Origin of the sequence: Arthrobacter terricola (assembly GCF_004354015.1) — a bacterium.
Classification (GTDB): domain Bacteria; phylum Actinomycetota; class Actinomycetes; order Actinomycetales; family Micrococcaceae; genus Arthrobacter; species Arthrobacter terricola.
In genome coordinates, this window is sequence record NZ_SMRU01000003.1 from 202,579 (window position 1) to 222,861 (window position 20,283).

The window sequence follows — 20,283 nt, forward strand, 5'->3', positions numbered from 1 at the left end:
CCATGGCGGCAAATCAGGATCGCGAGAAGGCGCTCGAAGCGGCGCTTGCCCAGATCGACAAGCAATTCGGCAAAGGCTCCATCATGCGCCTGGGGGACGATACCCGGGCCCCCATCGAGGTCATTCCCACCGGTTCAATCGCGTTGGATGTCGCCTTGGGTATTGGTGGCCTGCCGCGCGGGCGCGTCGTGGAGATCTACGGTCCGGAATCTTCCGGTAAGACCACCGTGGCCTTGCACGCCGTCGCCAACGCGCAACGCAATGGCGGCATTGCGGCCTTCATTGACGCAGAGCACGCCCTCGATCCCGACTACGCCGCGAAGCTTGGCGTGGACACCGACGCCCTTTTGGTTTCCCAGCCGGACACCGGTGAGCAGGCATTGGAAATCATGGACATGCTGGTCGGGTCCGGATCCCTGGACATCGTTGTAATTGACTCGGTCGCCGCCCTGGTGCCCCGCGCGGAAATCGAAGGCGAGATGGGCGATTCCCACGTAGGCCTCCAGGCAAGGCTCATGAGCCAGGCTTTGCGTAAGATCACCGGTCGTTTGAGCCAGACCAAGACCACCGCGATCTTCATCAACCAGCTTCGTGAGAAGATCGGCGTCTTCTTCGGCTCTCCGGAGACCACCACGGGTGGTAAGGCGCTGAAGTTCTACGCTTCGGTCCGCATCGATGTCCGCCGTATCCAGACGCTCAAGGAAGGCTCGGATTCGGTCGGCAACCGCACCAAGGCCAAGATCGTCAAGAACAAGATGGCTCCGCCCTTCAAGGTTGCGGAGTTCGACATCATCTACGGCCAGGGCATTTCCCGCGAGGGCGGCATTATCGACATGGGTGTCGAGCACGGAATCATCAAGAAGTCCGGTTCGTGGTTCACCTACGACGGAGACCAGTTGGGCCAAGGCATGGAGAACTCCCGCCGCTTCCTCCGGGACAACCCTGAGTTGGCTGCGGAGCTCGAGCGGCTCATCAAGGAGAAGCTTGGCGTTGGCGTCAAACCAGCCGAAGCGGAAGAGTCGCCGAAGCTGAAGGCCGTTGACGGATAGCGGCCGGGGGCGTAAACGATATTCGGGACCTTCGCCGGATTCGTCGGTAGCGGCAGATCCGGAGCCTGACCCGGAAGCAGTGGCCAGGGCGATTGTGCTTCGCCAACTGACCAACTCGCCCAAGAGCAGGCTCCAACTGTCCCGAAAATTAGCCGAACGAAACGTCCCGGAGGCTGTAGCCGAAGCAGTCCTCGACCGCTTCGAGGACGTTGGTTTGGTGGATGATGCGGACTTCGCGGAAATGTGGGTTCGCAGCCGGGCGCAGTCGAGGAAATTGGCGCGGAGCGCATTGCGGCGTGAACTTGCAGACAAGGGCATTGACGCCGGGACCGCGGAAGAGGCTTTGGCGCAGGTCAGCGATGACGACGAGTTGAACTCGGCGAAAGAGTTGGTCGCCCGGCGGTTGCGGGCCGGTGTGGACCTTTCGGACAGGGCTGAACGGGATAGGCAAGCCCGGCGTTTGGCCTCCATGCTCGCTCGGAAGGGCTACCAGCCATCAATGGCGTTTCGAATCGTCAACGATGTCCTGGATGAGGCTGCCGGAATCTGAGAGCTCCCTGTGAGTATCGCTCTTCCCGGTGTTGGTTCGTAGGTCCGCAACGGCTTGTGGACTATGGTTCTGGAGTGTTCCGAGTCGGAAGCAGGTCAGCTCCAGTGAAACCGTTGTCGTGGCGCCTATCCGCGGTCGTTGTGCCGTTGGTTGCGGCTTCCCTCTTGCAAGGCGGATCGGCGACCGCTGATGACGACGCCCCGCCATCCGGCTATCCCAGCTGGGCAGAAGTACAACAAGCCCAAGGGAACGAAGCCGCGGCCAGCGCTGAAGTGGATCGCATCAACCAATTGCTCACCGGGCTTCAGCAGAAGTCCGGCGAACTGGGCGCCGTGGCCATCAAAGCCGGAACGGAGTACGCCCAAGCTCACGCCGCGTTGCAGCATCAGGAAGCCGTGACGCAGAAACTGGAAGAAGCGTCCCAGCAAGCCAAGGCAAAGTCGGACTCCCTGAAGAAGGCCACGTCATCCCTTGTGGAGAAGGCTTATGAGTCCGGCGGATTCGATCCCGGGCCCTGGTCCCTCGCGGACGCAGCCGTCGAGCCGGACAACATCCAGAGCTATGCCTTGCTGGACCGGGTCTTGGACCGCACCGCCAAGTTGCATGCGGACGCCTTGAGCGCCGCGCAGGCCTCGGACGCCGCAAGCGCCCAGGAAAAGGCCGCCCAGGACGTACTTGCGAAGTTGGACGCCGACGCCGCAGCCAAGTCCCAGGCAGCCGACGCCGCCAGGCGCGCTGCGGAGGACAACGTCGCCTCCACGGACGGCCAACGGAAGACGATGGTCGCGCAGCTCGCTTCCCTGACTTCCACCTCCGCTGCTGTGGCGCAGAAGTACCAAGAAGGCCAGGTTGCCCTTGCGGCGTACCAGGCGGCCCAGGAAGCGAAGAGGGAAGCTGCACAACAAGCCGCGGCACAACAAGCTGCGGCTGCAGCGGCAGCCGCAGCTTCCAACGCCCAGCAGAATCCGCCCGCCGTGGGCGGAGGCGTTGGCGACGTCGTAGGAACCGGCGTTGGTGGCGGTGGAGGCTTCGGCGGTGGGGGAGGAGTCGGCAACGACCCCGCGGGCGCCCAGCAATACGCTTCGTCACGCCTCGGCGCCTACGGTTGGGGTCAGGACCAGATGCAGTGCCTGTTCCGTCTCTGGACGCAGGAATCCAGTTGGATGACCGACGCCACCAACCCCAGCAGTGGTGCGTATGGAGTTGCCCAGGCCTTGCCGGCGGACAAGTATTACTCTGCCGGATCGGACTGGCTGACCAATTACCGCACCCAGATCGACTGGGGCCTCGGCTACATCCGCGACCGATACGGCTCACCGTGCAATGCGTGGCAGCACGAGATGGGCTTCAACTGGTACTAGTCCGAGGGGCTACCCTATATTGGTGAGTTCTCCTTCCGTAGCACCAGCCCAGGCACCAGATTCAGCACCGGCCTCTGATTCGACAAACGTCCAGCGCACCTACCAAGTCCGGACCTTCGGCTGCCAAATGAACGTCCATGACTCCGAACGAATGGCCGGCCTCCTCGAAGAGGCCGGATACGTTCCGGCGGACGGAGGGGTGGCCGACGTCGTGGTCTTCAACACGTGCGCTGTCCGCGAGAATGCGGACAACAAGCTTTACGGCAACCTTGGAGAACTCAAGCAGGTCAAGGCCGCCCACCCGGGAATGCAGATCGCCGTCGGCGGATGCCTGGCGCAGAAGGATCGCGAGACCATCGTACGGAAGGCGCCGTGGGTGGACGCCGTTTTCGGCACCCACAACGTGGGGGCGTTGCCCGCGCTCCTTGACCGGGCGCGCCACAACAACGAGGCACAGCTGGAAATCCTCGAATCGCTGGATGTCTTCCCGTCCACCCTGCCCACCAAGAGGGACTCCGTGTATTCGGGCTGGGTATCCATCTCTGTCGGTTGCAACAACACGTGCACTTTCTGCATCGTTCCGTCTCTGCGCGGTAAGGAGAAGGACCGCCGTCCCGGCGAGATCCTCGCCGAAATCCAGGCGCTGGTGGACGACGGCGCAGTCGAGGTCACCCTGCTCGGGCAGAACGTGAACTCGTACGGTGTGGAATTCGGAGACCGCTTGGCGTTCTCGAAGCTCCTGCGGGCATGCGGCGAGATCGAGGGCCTTGAGCGGGTGCGCTTCACGAGCCCGCACCCGGCCGCATTTACGGACGACGTCATCGACGCCATGGCCGAGACGCCCAACGTCATGCCGCAGCTGCACATGCCTCTGCAATCAGGCTCGGACAAGGTCCTCAAGGACATGCGCCGTTCGTACCGCTCCACCAAGTTCCTCGGGATCCTCGACAAGGTCCGTGACAAGATCCCGAATGCCGCGATCACCACGGACATCATCGTGGGATTCCCTGGCGAGACGGAAGAGGACTTCCAGGCCACCCTTGACGTCGTCGAGAAGTCCCGCTTTGCCTCGGCCTTCACCTTCCAGTACTCCAAGCGTCCTGGCACCCCTGCCGCGGATCTCCCGGAACAGCTGCCCAAGGCCGTTGTCCAGGAACGCTACGAGCGCTTGACCGCCCTTCAAGACCGCATCGCGGCAGAAGAGAACGCCAAGCAACTCGGCCGCAGGGTCGAACTTCTCGTGACCGCTCAGTCGGGACGCAAAGCCGAAGAAACGCACCGCCTTTCCGGCCGTTCCCAGGACCAGCGACTCGTGCATTTCTCCGTGCCGGAAGGCGCCGAGGTCCCGCGGCCCGGGGACTTCGTCACGGTGACCATCACCGAAGCAGCGGCCTTCCACCTCGTGTCGGATCCAGCGACGACGGCGGACTACACTCTGCGGCGATCCCGTGCCGGAGACGCGTGGGACCGCTCGCAGGCCGACTCGTGCGGCGTCCCGGCTCCGGGAAGCGGCTCCGCGAAGGGCGTCTCGCTCGGCATGCCGTCCCTTCCCATTCGACGCGCCTAGCGTGGGAACGGCCCAACCACCCGCCGGCTGGCCCACCACCACGAAGCCGGTGATCGCCGTCGTCGGCCCTACCGGATCGGGCAAGTCCGATCTCGGCGTCGAACTCGCCCTTGCCCTCGACGGCGAGGTGATCAACGCGGATGCCATGCAGTTCTACCGTGGCATGGACATCGGAACGGCCAAGATCAGCGTCGCAGAACGCAAGGGAGTCCCGCACCATCTCCTGGACACCATGGACGTCACGGAGGAGGCCAGTGTCTCCGCGTTCCAAGCAGAATGCCGGGCGGCGATCGATGACATCCACGGCCGGGGCAAACGTGCCATCCTGGTGGGCGGTTCCGGGTTATATGTCCGGGCAGCGCTCGACGTCCTTGAATTTCCCGGCACCGACCCCGAGGTGCGGCAGCGGCTGGAACAAGAACACGAAGCAACGGGTCTCCATCGACTCCAAGAACGGCTTAGGACCGTGGACCCGGTATCCGCCGAGCGGCTGGGCGACGCGCGCCGCGTCATCCGTGCGTTGGAAGTGTTCGAGCTCACGGGGCGCGCGTTCAGTTCCTTCATGCCCACCCGGGAGTACTTCCAAGCGGCTGTACAGATAGGGCTCGACGTCGACCGCGCGGTTTTGCGCGACCGTTTGGCGGAGCGGGTCCGCAGGATGGTGGACGCAGGCCTCCTCGACGAGGTTTCCCGGCTGGACGCCGTCGGCCTTCGCCGCGGTAAGACTGCTTCCCGTGCGCTCGGCTATGCCCAGTTCCTCCGGGTCCTGGACGGCGAGGCAGACGTTGCGGTGGCGTCGGAGGAAACCATTGTCGCGACCCGGCAATTTGCCCGGCGCCAGCTCACCTGGTTCCGCGCGGACCCGAGGATCCACTGGCTCGATTGGCGTGATCCGGGATTGCTGGCGAAGGCAATCGAAATATGCGAGGCCCAAGTGCCGGTGATTTAGGCGCAACCCGCGCTGCAGGTAGCCTTGACCCATGGACGAAACCCTTGCCGCTTCCACTCCGCAGCCTGCTGCCACCGACGGCGCCATGCCCGCTTCCGGACTCCATGGATTGACCTTTTCCAAAGGACATGGGACCGGCAACGACTTTGTCCTCATTGCCGACCCCGAGGACGCGCACCAGATCTCTCCCGAGCAGGTAGTTGTCCTTTGCGACCGCCACCGCGGAATCGGCGGCGACGGATTGATCCGGGCCGTGCCTTCCCGTTTCCTGCCCGAGGGGCGATTGCTGCTCGAGGCCGATCCTGCCGCGGAATGGTTCATGGACTATCGCAATGGCGACGGTTCGCTGTCTGAAATGTGCGGCAACGGCGTGCGCGTCTTCGTTCACTTCCTGCTCGAGCAGGGCCTCGCCTCCCTCGAAGCGGGGGAATCCCTGACCATTGGAACCCGTGGAGGGATCAAGAAGATTGTCCGCACCGCTGAGGGCTATGCGGTGGACATGGGCCCGTGGGAGTTCATTTTCCCCAAGGACGCCACCAGCAAGGCGATGGATTCCCTGGTGAGCGCCGACGGGCTGGAGGTTGCCCGCCCCGGTCTTTCCGTCAGCATGGGGAACCCCCACACGGTAGTGGCGTTGGCAGAGCTCTCGGAACTCAATTCCACGCAACTCTTCAAAGCTCCCGTCGTGGATCCGAAACCCGTCAACGGAACCAACGTCGAATTCGTCGTTCCGGCGGAGCCGCTGGTGCATGACGGCATAGGCAACATCACGATGCGCGTCCACGAACGGGGCGTCGGCGAAACCCAGTCGTGCGGCACCGGAGCGTGCGCGGCCGCCGTCGCAATCCGTCACTGGGCAGGAGAAGGCGCGCCGGACACGTGGCGCGTGAGCGTACCTGGCGGCGTCGTCGGCGTCCGGTTCTTCCGGGGCGAGACGGGCAAGGAACACGTCGAGCTCAGCGGCCCGGCCGTGATTGTGGCTACCGGCTCGCTTTCCTGACCCGCAGGATGCGGAAGGATTTCGAGGTGCTTTCACGCGTAATCGTGAACGAGTCGTCGAGGGTCTCGGCCATCCAGCGCTGAAGCGAGTCCGAGCCGAGGTTCTTCTGGACCACCAGCCACGCGTTGCCGCCTGGCGCAAGCCTCGGCAACCAGCGCAGCAAAAGGCCATGGAGTTCGTCCTTGCCGATGCGGATGGGCGGGTTGGACCAGATGGTGTCGAACATGATGGCGGGGTCGACGTCGTCAGGCAGGCTCGCGGTGACGTTCCGGAGCTCAAGGAGTTCGGCGTTCTCGTTGGTCAGGGCCACGCAACGCTCATTGACGTCCACAGCGTGGACCTTTGCGTGCGGGGCCATGAGGCCCATCGTCAAGGCAATGGGTCCCCAGCCGCAGCCGATGTCCAGGAGGTTACCCTGCGGCGCCGGTGCCGGAACGTCCGCGAGCAGGATCGCCGTCCCTTTATCGATGCCGTCCGGGCTGAAAATTCCGCTTGACGTGTGGAGGCGGCGGGTGGCTCCAACCAGTTCCACCGTGAGTGGCTTGCGGGTGAACGGCCCCGCGGGCTGTGCGCTGAAATAGTGTGCAGACTCCATAGCTTGCCAGATTAGTGGCCAGCGGCAGGCAAGGGAAACCGCGCCGGACGGCAGGCCAGGTTGACAACGGATGATAGCGTAGTAGCCATGTTCTTGATCTTTGAGTAAGCGACTCTTCGCAGTCGGTATTGCCCGCGATGCAGGCCTGCCCTTCCGGCAGTGCCATTCCGCCTTGGCATGACCGTTCCCGGTAATCGCGATGGTTGCCCGGATACTCAGCAGATCGTCTACCTTTCCAACGGTTCCGTGCGGGCTTGGGCTTTTGGCCTAATTGAGTCAGCTCACACGCATGCGGTCCCGGATGGACACCCAGGCGTCGCAAGCCTTGCCAAGGCCTCAGCCCAGCGCGAATTCCGCGCCATCAGACCCGAATCGGCACTATTCTGGATATGCCGAACCCTCATAAGGAGACCATGACCACGCAGAAGAACACCGGACCCGATTCCGACGCCCAGGACATGAGTCCTGAAGAAATCCAGGCGGTTATCGACCGGATTCTCTCCAAGGACGCACCTGCCACGACGCAGGAGCGCGATGCACAGAGAGGCGTGTTCGGCAAAGCCCAGGCAATTTCCCACCTGGACGAAGAGCACAGCGCCTACGACGGCGAGCAGGAAGACCTCGCCGAAAGGCGGGCCTTGCGCCGCACGGCAGGGCTCTCGACGGAACTTGAAGACGTCACCGAAGTCGAATACCGGCAACTCCGCCTGGAACGGGTGGTCCTTGCCGGCCTCTGGACCGAAGGCACCTTGGCCGACGCCGAGAACTCGCTGAGGGAGCTCGCCGCCTTGGCCGAAACGGCAGGATCGGAAGTGCTTGACGGAATCGTCCAGCGACGCATGAAGCCGGACCCCGGAACATTCCTCGGCTCTGGAAAGGCCCAGGAACTCAAGGACATCGTGATGTCCACCGGCGCGGACACCGTAGTGGTGGATACCGAACTCGCGCCGTCCCAACGCCGTGGGCTGGAGGACATCGTCAAGGTGAAGGTGGTGGACCGCACCACGTTGATCCTCGACATCTTTGCCCAGCACGCAAAGAGCCGGGAGGGCAAGGCGCAAGTCGAGCTCGCTCAGCTCGAGTACCTGCTGCCTCGACTCCGTGGTTGGGGCGAGTCCATGTCCCGCCAGGCCGGTGGCCAAGTGGGCGGGGCCGGTGCAGGCATGGGTTCCCGTGGCCCTGGTGAGACGAAGATCGAGTTGGATCGTCGCCGCATCCGTACCCGCATGGCGAAGCTTCGGCGCGAAATCGCCGCGATGAAGCCCGCCCGCGAAACCAAACGGGCCAACCGCCGTCGTAATGCCGTTCCTTCCGTTGCTATCGCCGGCTACACGAACGCCGGAAAGTCCTCGCTGCTCAACCGCCTCACGGATGCCGGAGTACTCGTGGAGAACGCCTTGTTCGCCACCTTGGACCCCACTGTCCGTAAGGCGCAAACTCCGGATGGGATCGGCTACACCCTCTCCGACACGGTCGGCTTCGTCCGTTCGCTGCCTACGCAGCTCGTGGAGGCTTTCCGCTCCACGCTCGAAGAAGTGGCAGACGCCGACCTCATCCTGCACGTCGTGGATGCTTCACACCCGGACCCGGAAGGCCAGATTGCCGCGGTGCGTTCGGTGTTCAGCGAAGTCGACGCCCGGAAGATCCCGGAAATCATCGTCTTGAACAAGGCGGATGTGGCAGATCCCTTCGTCGTGGAGCGGCTCAAGCAAAAGGAACCGCGCCACGTTGTGGTGTCCACCAGGACGGGGCAAGGCATTGCGGAACTCCTGGGAGCCATCAGCACGGCAATTCCCCGCCCGGGCGTGCGGCTCGAAGTCTTGATTCCGTACAGCCGCGGTGAGCTCATCAACAAGCTCCACAACGGCGATTCCGAAATCCTCAGCCTCGAGCACGAGGAAGACGGCACGCGCGTGGTCGCGATGGTCCACGAGAACCTGGCAGCCGAACTGGAGTCGTTCGCCAACAATGATTGAGCCGGAGACGGGGGAACGGGGCGGGACCATGGGGGAGCGGACCGCCCTCGAACTCCTTGATAAGGCGGTCGCCGGCATGGGCGGGCAGAACCGTGAAGGCCAGCACCAAATGGCCCTGCACGTAGCCCGGGCGATCGAGACGGGCGAGCACCTCCTGGTGCAGGCAGGCACGGGCACGGGTAAATCCCTCGCGTACTTGATACCCCTGATTGCGCACGCGATGGAGAGCAATAAACCCGCGCTCGTGTCCACTGCCACGCTCGCGCTCCAATCGCAGATCGTTGGCTGGGACTTGCCCCGGCTCCTGGAAACCATCAACCCGGAGCTGGAGCGCCCGGTCAGCGTCGCGCTGGTCAAGGGCAGGGCGAATTACGCGTGCTTGCACAAGCTGGAAGGCGGCTTTCCGAGCGAGGAACCAGCTGAAGGGCAGTTGTTCTCGCTCGGCGAGGACACGAGCGTTCCGCATCTCGCTGCGGCCATTGGCGGACCGTCCTCGCAACTCGGCAAGGAAGTGCTGCGGCTTCGGGAATGGGCCGCGAAGACCGCGACCGGGGACCGCGACGAACTCATGCCCGGAGTTACGGACCGGGCGTGGCGCCAGGTTTCGGTCACGTCCATGGAGTGTCTCGGGGCCCAGAAGTGTCCGATGGCCGAGGAGTGCTTCAGCGAATTGGCCCGGCATCGTGCCGCCGAGTCCGACGTCGTGGTCACCAACCATGCAATGCTCGCCGTCAGCGCCTTCGAAGGCCTCGCGGTGCTTCCCGAGTACGACGTCGTGGTGGTTGACGAGGCGCACGAGCTCCAGGACCGCGTAACCGGAGCAGTTTCCGGCCAGCTGTCCGTCGCAATGGTCCATGCTGCCGCGTCGAGCGCACGGAAGCACACGGCCATCACGGTGGACGCATTGAACGCGTCGGCCGACCGTTTGGAACTCGCGATTGCCAGTGCACCGTCCGGGCTGCTGCCGAACGGACTTAACGACGAGCAGCTTGATTGCGTTGATCAATTGCGTGAGGCCTGCCGCGCTGCCCTTTCAGATTCGAAGGGCGACTCTTCAAACGCGGTCGACGGCGGACGGCAGCTTGCGCGCTCACGCCTGATGCTGATCCTCGAACTCTGCGAACGCTTGCTCAGCGCACGGGAGAACAAGGAAGTCGTGTGGTTTTCGCGGAGCAGTACCTTCGACCCGCAACAGGGCTACTCCGCCCCTGACGAATTTTCGCCTGCGCTCATCAACATCGCCCCGCTCAGTGTGGCCGGGCGGCTACGTGACGGGCTATTCGCGGGCCACACGGTGGTACTCACCTCGGCAACATTGGCCATTAGTTCGGCTTTCGACGCTACCGCCGGAGGACTGGGACTGAGCGGCCAGGGCGCCCCGAGCTGGACCGGCATCGACGTCGGTTCCCCGTTCGATTACCCGAAGCAGGGCATGCTCTATGTGGCAAAGCACTTGCCCAAACCCGGGAGGGGCAGCTCGCCTGAGGCCCTTGATGAGCTCGAAGGCCTCATCAGGGCTTCCGGCGGAGGAGCCCTATGCCTCTTTTCTTCCCGGCGCGCCGCGGAGGAGGCTGCCGAGGAGATGCGTTCACGGCTGGATGTTCCCATCCTGTGCCAGGGCGAATCCACCATGGCGGCGCTCGTCAAGCAATTCGCCGACGAAAAGGACACGTGCTTGTTCGGCACCATGTCCCTGTGGCAAGGCGTGGACGTTCCAGGCGGCTCATGCAGGCTCGTTGTGATTGACAGGATTCCGTTTCCCCGCCCGGACGATCCGTTGATGACGGCCCGGTCGCGCGCAGTGGCGCAGGCGGGAGGCAACGGCTTCATGGCGGTTTCCGCAACCCACGCGGCTATTCGCCTGGCGCAAGGAGCCGGGCGCCTTATCCGATCGACCGGGGACAGGGGAGTGGTGGCCGTCTTGGATTCCAGGCTCTCCACGGAACGATACGGCGGATACCTCCGGGCTGCACTGCCGCCCTTCTGGGCAACCACGGACCGGACTGTAGTGCTTGGCGCACTCGAGCGGCTTGCGGCCGGCTAGAGCGACCTCAGGACCGAGACCACCTTGCCCATGATGGTGGCTTGGTCGCCCAGGATGGGTTCGTATTGGGTGTTTTGCGGCAGCAGCCAGGTGTGCCCGTCCCGCTGGCGGAAGGTCTTCACCGTGGCTTCGTCGTCGAGGAGGGCGGCCACGATGTCGCCGTTCACAGCATCGTTCTGACGCCGGACCACTACCCAGTCACCGTTGCAGATGGCTGCGTCGGTCATCGAATCACCGGCAACCTTCAACATGAAGAGCTCGCCGTGCCCCACGAGCTGGCGGGGCAAGGGAAGGACGTCTTCCACGGTCTGGTCGGCCAGGATGGGTCCACCTGCGGCAATGCGGCCGACGAGCGGCACCATGGCGGTATCGCTTGCACTCGCGAGTTCCGTAACGGCCAGTCCGCCCGTGCTCCGGAGCGTTGCCGTCGCTTCGACGCCAGGTATTTGCGCGCCGCCGTCCAGGGTCAATGGCATCAGGACTTCCATGGCGCGCGGACGCTTGGGGTCCCGGCGAAGGTATCCGAGCTTCTCGAGCTGGGACAACTGGTGCGTGACGCTTGAAAGGCTGGCCAAGCCGACCGTGTCACCGATTTCACGCATCGACGGCGGGTAGCCGTGATCATTCACGGAACGTTGGATGGTCTCCAGGATCTTCTTCTGGCGGACAGTCAGGCTCTTGGGAGACTTTTGCGGCTGCTGGCTCCGCGCTGCAGCGGACCCGCTGCCGGTGGCTTTCGCTGCCATGTTCGCCAACGCCCTTCTGTTGCGTCCGGTCCGCGCGGGAGCGCCTGACGGGATCCGTGGCCTGAAAATGTCAGACCCTCCTGATGCACTGAATCAGTGCCTTTCCTTCCCTCAAACGTAGGGCAGGCACAGGTGTTTATCAAACATTTGTTCTAGCGAGTCTCGACACCGTTCGTTGATAAGTGCTAAAAATGTTGTAGCAAAGTTCGAATATGTGTTCTAAAGAGGACCGTGAAGCCCGGATTTTCGATCAATCGTTCGAAAACGTTGACGAACGCCAGGGCCGACGGCGCTCACTGAAGGCAAGAATTGGCTGCCGCGTTCCGGAGTTCCGGACGGCAATTGTTCAGAAGGGCCCAGCTCATGACCGCAATCTCCACCGTCCACGTTTCCGGCAGTGCCGAAGCAATGGGCAGGCTCCACCTGACCCGCAGGGGCCGCGTGGTCTTCTTTGGCGTGCCGGCGATGCTCTTGGTCGCAGTGCTGCTCAGCATGGGGGGATTCCTGAATTCTCCTGCCAAGGCCTCCGATTCGGTGGCTGAACTGCAGCCCACTAATACGGTGAGTGTCACGGTCCAGGCGGGACAGTCGCTGTGGGGGATCGCCGGAGTGGTCGCGCCGAGCCGGGATCCGAGGGAGGTCGTCGCCGAAATCATCCAGTTGAACAACCTGCTTGACGGTCGCATCATCCCCGGCCAGCGCCTGTTCGTCCCGTCGGCATGACGCATTCCGGTCCGAACCGGGAACGGTGTCCGCGCCGTCACAGTTTCAGGGCACAGCCGACGCCCCTTAAACTGTCATGGTGAGTGACCAGCTTGAGCGACTTGACCGACTTCCCCTCCGGACCAACCTTCGAGGCCTGAGCCCTTATGGCGCCCCGCAGCTTGATGTTCCGATCCTGCTCAATGTCAATGAGAACACTCATGGCGTGCCCGCTGACGTCCAGGCAGCCATTACCGCGGCGGTCGCGGAAGCCGCCACCGGGCTGAACCGCTACCCGGACCGGGAATTCACCGAGCTCCGTGAGGCCTTGGCTGAGTACCTGGGGCACGGACTTGTCGCGGACAATATTTGGGCGGCCAATGGCTCGAACGAAGTCCTGCAACAGATCCTCCAGGCTTTCGGTGGTCCCGGACGTACTGCCCTCGGCTTCCCCCCGACGTACTCCATGTACCCCCTGCTGGCCAGTGGAACGGACACCGAGTACATTGCCGGGGTCCGTGCCGATGACTACGGCCTCGACGCCGAGTCCGCGGCCGCGCAGGTCCGCGAACTCCAGCCGAACGTCGTGTTCTTGTGCTCGCCGAACAACCCGACCGGCACCGGCCTTGGCCTCGACGTCGTCGAGGCTGTCTATGAGGCTGGCGAGGCCAGCCAGGCCATTGTCATCGTCGACGAGGCTTACCACGAGTTTGCCCACGACGGCACCCCGAGTGCGTTGACGCTCCTTCCTGGCCGCGAGCGGCTCATCGTTTCGCGGACCATGAGCAAGGCGTTTGCCTTGGCCGGCGCCCGGATCGGCTACATGGCGGCGGCACCCGAAGTTGCCGACGCGATCCGCCTGGTGCGGCTTCCGTACCACCTGTCGGCCATCACCCAGGCCACTGCGCTGGCTGCCCTCCAGCACCGCGAGGCCCTCATGGCCGACGTCGAAGACATCAAGGTCCAGCGCGACCGCATCGTCAGCGAGCTGACCCGCCTGGGCTTCAAGCCGGCGGCCTCGGACTCCAACTATGTGTTCTTCGGCGGAGTCGAGAACCCGCACACATTGTGGCAAGGCTTGCTGGACCGCGGAGTCCTCATCCGTGACGTCGGCATTCCGGGCCACCTGCGTGTCACCGCCGGCACCGAGCCGGAAACCACCGCCTTCCTTGAGGCGCTCGAAGCCTTGGTGGACGGGCATCTTTCCGCCCCGGCCTAGACTTGAACCTGACCTTTCCCTCCTGCCTCCAAAGGAAATATCAATGAGCGAAAACGGCGCCGGCACGGCGGCCGCCCGGACAGCACGCATGGAACGCACCACCAGCGAGTCTTCGGTCCTGGTTGAGATCAACCTCGACGGCACCGGAGTCTCGGACATCAGCACCTCGGTGCCGTTTTACGACCACATGCTGACGGCGCTCTGCAAGCACTCGCTCATCGATATGACTGTCAAGGCAACCGGCGATACCCACATTGACGCCCACCACACGGTGGAGGACGTGGCCATTACGTTCGGCGAAGTATTGCGAACCACCCTGGGCAACAAAGCCGGGATCCGCCGCTTCGGCGAGGCAACCGTGCCGTTGGACGAAGCACTTGCTCACGCCGTCGTTGATGTCTCTGGTCGTCCCTACCTGGTGCACGGCGGCGAACCAGCTGGGCAGGAGTACCACTTGATCGGCGGCCACTTCACCGGCTCGCTCACCCGCCATGTTTTCGAGGCGATCACGCTCCACGCCGGTATCTGCCTCCACATGAACGTTCTGGCAGGCAGGGATCCGCACCACATCGTCGAAGCGCAGTTCAAGGCGTTTGCCCGGGCGCTTCGCGCCGCCGTCGAATCCGACCCGCGGGTCGAAGGTATTCCGTCCACGAAGGGCGCCCTATGAGCGCGCAGATCCTCAAGGACGGAGCCATCGTGGATCCGAAGGCCGCGGGCCGAATCGTTTCGGTCGAAGGCAAGCCGACGGTCACTGTCCTGGATTACGGCTCGGGCAACGTTCGTTCGGCCGTCCGGGCGCTGGAACGGGCCGGGGCGGAAGTCACACTCAGCGCGAAGCCCGAAGATATCTTGAACGCAGACGGGCTCCTGGTGCCCGGAGTCGGCGCGTTTGAAACCGTCATGCGCGAGCTCAAGGCGGTTGACGCCATCCGGTTGATTGGTCGTCGCATTGCCGGTGGCCGCCCGGTCCTTGGCATCTGTGTCGGCCTCCAAGTGTTCTTCGAAGCCGGAGTCGAACACGGCACCGAGGCCGAAGGCATGGGAGAGTGGCCCGGCAAGGTGGAACTCCTTCCCGCGCCTGTGGTCCCGCACATGGGTTGGAACACGGTGGAGGTTCCGGAAGGATCCACGTTGTTCGCCGGGGTGGAGCACGAGCGCTTCTACTTCGTGCACTCGTACGGCGTACAGAAGTGGGAATTCGACGTCGCCCAGCCCAGGATGGCTCCGCCGAAGGTCACGTGGTCCGAACACGGCGCACCCTTCATTGCCGCAGTGGAAAATGGTCCGCTGTGCGCAACCCAGTTCCACCCGGAAAAGTCCGGCGACGCCGGTGCCCGGCTCCTGCGCAATTGGGTCGAAAGCCTCCGTCCGCACCGGCCGGTGCCGGAGGCCGTTTCCTAAATGTGGTCCGTCATTTTCATGGGTGCTGCCGGCCTGTTGGTGGGCGGCGGAATCTCGTTCCACCAGCAGAGGCGCCCCGCGTGGGTTTCCATTTCCTTCTACGTGCTCGCGGGCCTGGCACTGCTCGCGGCCTACCTTTTCACCCTTCCCGGCAAATAGCCCGCGGAGCGATGGCACTGCCCGCCCCACAACCTCGAGGACTTCAATGACCACCGAACAGCCCGTATTGGAACTCCTGCCTGCCGTCGACATCGTTGACGGCCAGGCGGTGCGCCTCTTGCAAGGCGAGGCCGGTTCCGAAACCAGCTACGGCACTCCGCTCGAAGCCGCGCTTAACTGGCAGGAAGCCGGCGCTGAATGGGTCCACATGGTAGACCTCGACGCCGCTTTTGGCCGCGGCAACAACGCGGACCTCATCAGCGAGGTTGTCTCCCGGCTCACGGTGAAGGTTGAGCTTTCCGGCGGACTCCGCGACGACGAATCCCTCGAGCGCGCCCTCGAACTGGGGGTTGCCCGCGTGAACCTCGGAACAGCGGCCCTTGAGAACCCGGAATGGACCCGTCGTGCAATCGCGCGCTTCGGCGACAAGATCGCCGTCGGGCTTGACGTCCGCGGCACCACCCTCGCCGGCCGCGGCTGGACCAAGGAAGGCGGAGACCTCTGGGAGGTACTTGCGCGCCTGGAAGACGCCGGCTGCGCACGGTACGTGGTCACTGACGTCACGAAGGATGGGACGCTCCAGGGACCCAACGTCGATTTGCTCCGCCAGATGGTCGAGAAGACCGGAAAGCCGGTGGTCGCGTCCGGCGGAATTTCGAGCCTGGAGGACCTCCGCGCACTGCGGGAGCTTGTTCCGCTCGGCGTCGAGGGAGCGATTGTGGGCAAGGCGCTTTACGCCGGCGCCTTCACCCTCCCGGAAGCGCTGGACGTAGCCGGCCGCCGCTGATGTCCCACGAAGCACAGCCCTCCGGTTCGCCCGCACCCGAAGCAACGGGACGTCCTCCGCACCGTGCGTTGCCGGGCCACATCGCAGCAGCCCTCGCAGGGGCCGGGGGAGTCGGCGACTCCGCGGGGCAGCCGTGGTCGGGCCGGGACCTGAGCGGTGACGCGGCCAAGATCCACAACTTCGAGGACGACGACGGAATGGCCGACGCCGGCTACCTTGCCGCCGTCGGGGCCTTGCTTGCCGGCGAGGGGACCGAAGCCGGGGTCGTCGCTTCCTTGGCGACCGCCCGTGTCTTCGTCCCCGTGGTGGCGCAACTCGCCGAGGAAGCTGAAGGTGTCGATGGACTCCATGCCGACAAGCAGGCGGACATGGCCCTCGTGACCCTGACGGCTCCTGACGGCAGGACCGCGATGCCCGCCTTCACCTCGGCCGCGGCCTTGGAAGCCTGGCACCCGGACGCCCGTCCTGTCGCCGTCTACGCAGCCCGGGCGGCGCTGTCCGCCGTTTCGGAGGGAGCGCAGCTTCTTGTCCTCGATCCCGGTTCGGACGTTACCTTCGTGGTGCGCCGCCCGGCGATGTGGTCACTTGCACAGCAGCGGGACTGGACGCCATCGTACCTTGATGATGAACTGGAGTCTGCTCTCAATTCCTTGGCCGGTGCATACCCGGCCGTGCGGCGGATCGCGGTTCAGCCGGGCTCGGGTGTCGCCGCTCGCACGGCGGACGGATCAACCATGGCGGGCGGGGGACCGGGGCCCGAACTGCGCGTGGTTCTCTATCTCGAAGACGGCCTTGACGCCGCCGGGGTCCAGGACCTGGTATCCGGGCTGAACGGACGTTGGGCGCAGAACGAATTGTTCGCCGAACGGGTTGACTCGATCGAGGTCAGCTTGCAACGGGCGGCACAGTAGCCGAAGGCGCAGGGGGAACCTCCCTTTCCTGCTTTCGCAGGACAGGGGGACTTAGCTCGTGAATTTCGCTCTCTACCGAGAGATGCTTTCCATTGCTTCCGTACGGCGGCTCTTGATTGTCGGGATGATTGCCCGCATACCGCACTCCGCGGCGGGAGTCCTGCTCACGCTGCATATCGTGCTGACGCTGGGCAAAGGTTATGCGGCCGCCGGCGCCGCGGCAGCCGTTTTCACTATCGGTATCGCCATCGGCGCGCCGTGGCGGGGACGGCGCGTAGATACTGTGGGCCTGCGGCGTGCGCTCATCCCGTCCGTGGTGTCCGAACTGGTCATCTGGTCGATCGTGCCGCACGTCAGTTACGAATGGATCCTGCCGCTCGTCTTTGTAGGCGGGCTGCTGACACTGCCCATTTTCAGCGTCATCCGGCAGTCCCTCGGGGTCCTCGTTGCCGGTGAACAACGCCGCTCGGCCTATGCGTTGGACTCGATAGCCACCGAAGTGGTCTTCATGATCGGTCCCGCGGTGGGCGCCGTCGTTGCCACGAGCGGTTTCACGGTGCTCGGGTTGACCGTCGTCGGGGTCTGTACGTCAGCCGCCGGGCTTTTCCTCCTCTGGTTCAATCCGCCAACGCGCAGCGAGGATGTCCTCGACGCCAAGCAGGCGGCTGATCGGGACGCCGACGAACTCCATGCGGCCGAGGCCGCAGTGGTCGCTTCGGCGCCGGCCCACCTCCAGGAGGCCGCTTCCGAGATGGTTCCGGCTGCTTCGCAGCAGGCTGGCCTGCGCGGCCGGATGGCGAGGAACTTCACGTGGTTCACGGCTGCGGTCGCCGCAGTGTTTGCTGTTGCCGCCGGTTCCGGAATGGTACTGAGCGGTACCGACGTCGGGATTGTGGCCGTCCTGCAACGCGGCGGGCACCAAAGCGAAATCGGCGTTGTTTTCTTCTTCTGGTGCGCGGCTTCGGTGGTGGGTGGACTCATTTACGGGGCCATGCACCGGCCGGTCTCGCCCATCCTGCTCCTGCTCGGAATGGCTGCCCTCACTATTCCCATGGGTTTCGCCGGTGATACGTGGACCCTTGCCCTGTTGTCCCTCTTGCCCGGCGTTCTCTGCGCGCCGGTGTTGTCGGCGGCCTCGGAATTGGTCGCGGACATCGTTGATGAGGAACGGCGTGGCGAGGCGATGGGTTGGTATGGTTCCGCGCTGACAGCCGGCGTGGCTTTTGGTTCGCCGTTCGCCGGGCTATTCATCGACGGCGTCGGCCCGTGGGCGGGATTCGTCGCGGTGGGCTCGGCAGGCGTGGTGCTATGCCTCGCCGGGCTGGTTCTCCAGCAGCGCCGCCGCCGGGTTTCCGCCGCCGCCGGCGAAAGGGCCTAGGAACGACGACGGCGGGCCGGCCAAAGCAGGCCGGCCCGCCGCGGCGGACCATACCGTTGAGGTATTGGTGCGAGTCAGGTTCAGTTGAGTGGGCCCGCTCAGTTGACGGGACCCGTGAACTTCTCGCCAGGGCCCTTGCCCGGTGCGTCCGGAATCAGGGACGCCTCGCGGAAGGCTAGCTGGAGCGAGCGGAGGCCGTCGCGCAACGGGCCGGCATGCTGCGATCCGATCTCGGGTGCTGCGGCGGTCACCAGGCCGGCGAGGGCCGTGATCAGTTTGCGGGCTTCATCCAGGTCCTTGAGTTCCTCGGCATGGGGATCGTCAGCGAGCCCGACCTTGACTGCCGCTGCACTCATCAGGTGAACGGCGCCGGTGGTGATGACCTCTACCGCGGGAACTTCCGAAATGTCGCGGATCTGCTGGCTTACTCCGGCGTCGCCGCCCTGGGGCTCGTTGTCAAGGGAATTGCTGTCTGAAGTGCTCATGCTGGTAAGCTTTACACAGACCGACTGGAAGTAGCTATTTGAGCCAGACTCCTGGGCCACCACCGTTAATGTGCGGCGGGGGCCTGTTTTCTGTAGAATTGTCTTTCAGTTTGCAAGCGGAGTTCTCTCCCACCCGCGTCAGCCGTTTCCCTTTCAGGGATGTAAGTTGCCGGGTATCTGGTCGGACGCCTTCCAAGGCCACCTTTGGCGGCGTGAACGTCCCTCTTTGAAGGGGCGTCATCCGGCCATTCGAGGCCTTCGATTGCGCCAGCAATTGGGGGCCTTCTCTATTTGCTGGTGGAATACTCATCACAACACCAGGAGCTTTGACATTAGCGAGCCAAGAATCAATGAGCGTATCCGCGTCCCCGAGGTACGTTTGGTCGGCCCTGCCGGCGAACAGGTAGGAATCGTCCGTATTGAGGACGCCCTGCGTTTGGCTGCCGAGGCTGATCTGGATCTTGTTGAAGTTGCACCGCAGGCGAAGCCTCCGGTGTGCAAGCTGATGGACTTTGGCAAGTACAAGTACGAAGCCGCTGTCAAAGCCCGCGAGGCCCGCAAGAACCAGACCAACACGGTTCTCAAGGAAATCCGCTTCCGCCTGAAGATCGACACCCATGACTACGAGACCAAGCGCGGCCATGCGCTTCGGTTCCTGGGTGCCGGAGACAAAGTGAAGGCCATGATCCAGTTCCGTGGACGTGAGCAGCAGCGCCCCGAGATGGGCATCCGCTTGTTGCAGCGCTTCGCCGAGGACGTCGCCGAAGTTGGTGTGATCGAGTCCAGCCCGCGCATCGATGGCCGCAACATGGTCATGGTGATCGGGCCGCTGAAGAACAAGGCTGAGGCCAAGGCGGAGGCCCGCCGTGCGGCGCAGCGCGCAGAGGCCAAGGCGCAGAACGAAGCCAAGGCCGCGGCGCGGATCGACGTCTCGGGCGGAGACGCTCCGTTGACCCAGTCTCTTGGAGACCTGCTCCCGGCGGGACTCCTGAACCAGCCCGAAGCGACCCCGGCCGAGGAAACCGCGGCATCGGAATCTTCGGTCTCGGAAGCCACGGCCCCGGAAACCGCAGCCCCGGAAACCGCAGCCCCGGAAGCGGTCGAGGAAGAAGCAGCCGAAGAAGTAGTTGCTGAGGAAGCTCCTGCTGAGGAAGCCCCCGCGGCCGAAGCTGCTCCCGTAGCCGCTCCGGCTCCGGTAAAGGCTCCCGAGGCGCCAGCTACTGAGCAGGTAGTTGCCAAGCCGGTTGTTCCGGCAGCTCCCAAGCCAGGTGCTGTTCCGGTGCCGAAGCCCATGGCTAAGCCTGCGGCTCCGAAGCCGACGGCAAGGCCGGCAGCTCCCAAGGCTGCCCCGAAGCCGGCTGCACGCAAGACCAACTAGTCACGCCGCGGGAGGCATTCCCT

General features: G+C 64.2%; 20 protein-coding genes. 17 read left to right on the forward strand and 3 right to left on the reverse strand.

The genetic code is table 11. The features are described from left to right. Positions 1-2: 2 nt before the first annotated feature. From recA to dapF, 6 genes are all read left to right on the forward strand, one after another. Positions 3-1,049 carry a recombinase RecA gene (gene recA / locus E1809_RS03925; protein WP_133202918.1) on the forward strand — a complete coding sequence of 349 codons (1,047 nt, stop codon included), beginning with the start codon at positions 3-5 and terminating at the stop codon, positions 1,047-1,049. 79 nt (positions 1,050-1,128) lie between these two features. Further along, positions 1,129-1,599 carry a regulatory protein RecX gene (locus E1809_RS03930; protein ID WP_133202919.1) on the forward strand — a complete coding sequence of 157 codons (471 nt, stop codon included), beginning with the start codon at positions 1,129-1,131 and terminating at the stop codon, positions 1,597-1,599. Between the two features lie 104 nt (positions 1,600-1,703). Beyond that, on the forward strand, positions 1,704-2,960 hold the full coding sequence (locus tag E1809_RS27300) for an aggregation-promoting factor C-terminal-like domain-containing protein (RefSeq protein WP_235835420.1): 1,257 nt from the start codon (positions 1,704-1,706) through the stop codon (positions 2,958-2,960). A 22-nt stretch (positions 2,961-2,982) separates the two neighbouring features. Beyond that, on the forward strand, positions 2,983-4,527 hold the full coding sequence (gene miaB, locus E1809_RS03950) for a tRNA (N6-isopentenyl adenosine(37)-C2)-methylthiotransferase MiaB (RefSeq protein WP_268908659.1): 1,545 nt from the start codon (positions 2,983-2,985) through the stop codon (positions 4,525-4,527). 1 nt (position 4,528) lies between these two features. Next, positions 4,529-5,476 carry a tRNA (adenosine(37)-N6)-dimethylallyltransferase MiaA gene (gene miaA, locus E1809_RS03955; RefSeq protein WP_133202922.1) on the forward strand — a complete coding sequence of 316 codons (948 nt, stop codon included), beginning with the start codon at positions 4,529-4,531 and terminating at the stop codon, positions 5,474-5,476. Between the two features lie 31 nt (positions 5,477-5,507). After that, positions 5,508-6,476 (forward strand): diaminopimelate epimerase, encoded by a 969-nt coding sequence (gene dapF / locus E1809_RS03960; protein ID WP_133202923.1) that lies wholly within the window; start codon positions 5,508-5,510, stop codon positions 6,474-6,476. On the opposite strand, the gene E1809_RS03965 is transcribed toward dapF, so the two are convergent. After that, on the reverse strand, positions 6,457-7,071 hold the full coding sequence (locus tag E1809_RS03965; RefSeq protein ID WP_133202924.1) for a class I SAM-dependent methyltransferase: 615 nt from the start codon (positions 7,069-7,071) through the stop codon (positions 6,457-6,459). The genes dapF and E1809_RS03965 overlap by 20 nt on opposite strands. Before the next feature lie 413 nt (positions 7,072-7,484). Between E1809_RS03965 and hflX the strand changes: the two genes are divergently transcribed. Then, positions 7,485-9,047, forward strand: a complete 1,563-nt coding sequence (gene hflX / locus E1809_RS03970) for a GTPase HflX (RefSeq protein ID WP_133202925.1) — start codon at positions 7,485-7,487, stop codon at positions 9,045-9,047. Continuing rightward, entirely contained in the window at positions 9,040-11,091 is a 2,052-nt protein-coding gene (locus tag E1809_RS03975; protein WP_133202926.1) for an ATP-dependent DNA helicase, read from the forward strand. The genes hflX and E1809_RS03975 overlap by 8 nt, the downstream gene beginning before the upstream one ends. Here E1809_RS03975 and lexA read toward each other — a convergent pair. Beyond that, positions 11,088-11,837: a transcriptional repressor LexA gene (gene lexA / locus E1809_RS03980; RefSeq protein WP_133202927.1), complete on the reverse strand. Its 750-nt coding sequence runs from the start codon at positions 11,835-11,837 to the stop codon at positions 11,088-11,090. The genes E1809_RS03975 and lexA overlap by 4 nt on opposite strands. A gap of 363 nt (positions 11,838-12,200) precedes the next feature. On the opposite strand from lexA, the gene E1809_RS03985 reads away from it, so the two are divergent. The 8 genes from E1809_RS03985 to E1809_RS04015 all read left to right on the forward strand — a co-directional run bounded on the left by E1809_RS03985 (position 12,201) and on the right by E1809_RS04015 (position 18,397). After that, entirely contained in the window at positions 12,201-12,560 is a 360-nt protein-coding gene (locus E1809_RS03985; protein ID WP_133202928.1) for a LysM peptidoglycan-binding domain-containing protein, read from the forward strand. Positions 12,561-12,639: 79 nt separating this feature from the next. Continuing rightward, complete coding sequence (locus tag E1809_RS03990; RefSeq protein ID WP_133202929.1) at positions 12,640-13,758, forward strand: histidinol-phosphate transaminase; 1,119 nt, start codon at positions 12,640-12,642, stop codon at positions 13,756-13,758. A gap of 43 nt (positions 13,759-13,801) precedes the next feature. After that, a complete protein-coding gene (gene hisB, locus E1809_RS03995) occupies positions 13,802-14,428 on the forward strand; it encodes an imidazoleglycerol-phosphate dehydratase HisB (RefSeq protein WP_133202930.1) in 627 nt (208 codons plus the stop codon). Next, a complete protein-coding gene (gene hisH / locus E1809_RS04000) occupies positions 14,425-15,162 on the forward strand; it encodes an imidazole glycerol phosphate synthase subunit HisH (protein WP_133202931.1) in 738 nt (245 codons plus the stop codon). Before hisB ends, hisH begins: the two co-directional genes overlap by 4 nt. Beyond that, positions 15,163-15,321 (forward strand): hypothetical protein, encoded by a 159-nt coding sequence (locus E1809_RS26545; RefSeq protein WP_165962198.1) that lies wholly within the window; start codon positions 15,163-15,165, stop codon positions 15,319-15,321. Positions 15,322-15,367: 46 nt separating this feature from the next. Beyond that, complete coding sequence (priA, locus tag E1809_RS04005; protein ID WP_133202932.1) at positions 15,368-16,108, forward strand: bifunctional 1-(5-phosphoribosyl)-5-((5-phosphoribosylamino)methylideneamino)imidazole-4-carboxamide isomerase/phosphoribosylanthranilate isomerase PriA; 741 nt, start codon at positions 15,368-15,370, stop codon at positions 16,106-16,108. Then, the gene (locus E1809_RS04010; RefSeq protein WP_133202933.1) at positions 16,108-17,019 is read left to right on the forward strand and encodes an SseB family protein; all 912 of its coding nucleotides are present in this window, start codon (positions 16,108-16,110) and stop codon (positions 17,017-17,019) included. Before priA ends, E1809_RS04010 begins: the two co-directional genes overlap by 1 nt. 58 nt (positions 17,020-17,077) lie before the next feature. After that, on the forward strand, positions 17,078-18,397 hold the full coding sequence (locus E1809_RS04015; RefSeq protein ID WP_133202934.1) for an MFS transporter: 1,320 nt from the start codon (positions 17,078-17,080) through the stop codon (positions 18,395-18,397). A gap of 98 nt (positions 18,398-18,495) precedes the next feature. Here the strand turns inward: E1809_RS04015 and E1809_RS04020 are convergent, their stop codons facing one another. Beyond that, on the reverse strand, positions 18,496-18,882 hold the full coding sequence (locus E1809_RS04020) for a DUF1844 domain-containing protein (protein ID WP_133202935.1): 387 nt from the start codon (positions 18,880-18,882) through the stop codon (positions 18,496-18,498). Positions 18,883-19,261: 379 nt separating this feature from the next. Here E1809_RS04020 and infC point away from each other — a divergent pair, with 379 nt between their 5' ends. Beyond that, entirely contained in the window at positions 19,262-20,260 is a 999-nt protein-coding gene (infC, locus tag E1809_RS04025; RefSeq protein WP_235835421.1) for a translation initiation factor IF-3, read from the forward strand. The last annotated feature ends 23 nt before the right edge of the window (positions 20,261-20,283 follow it).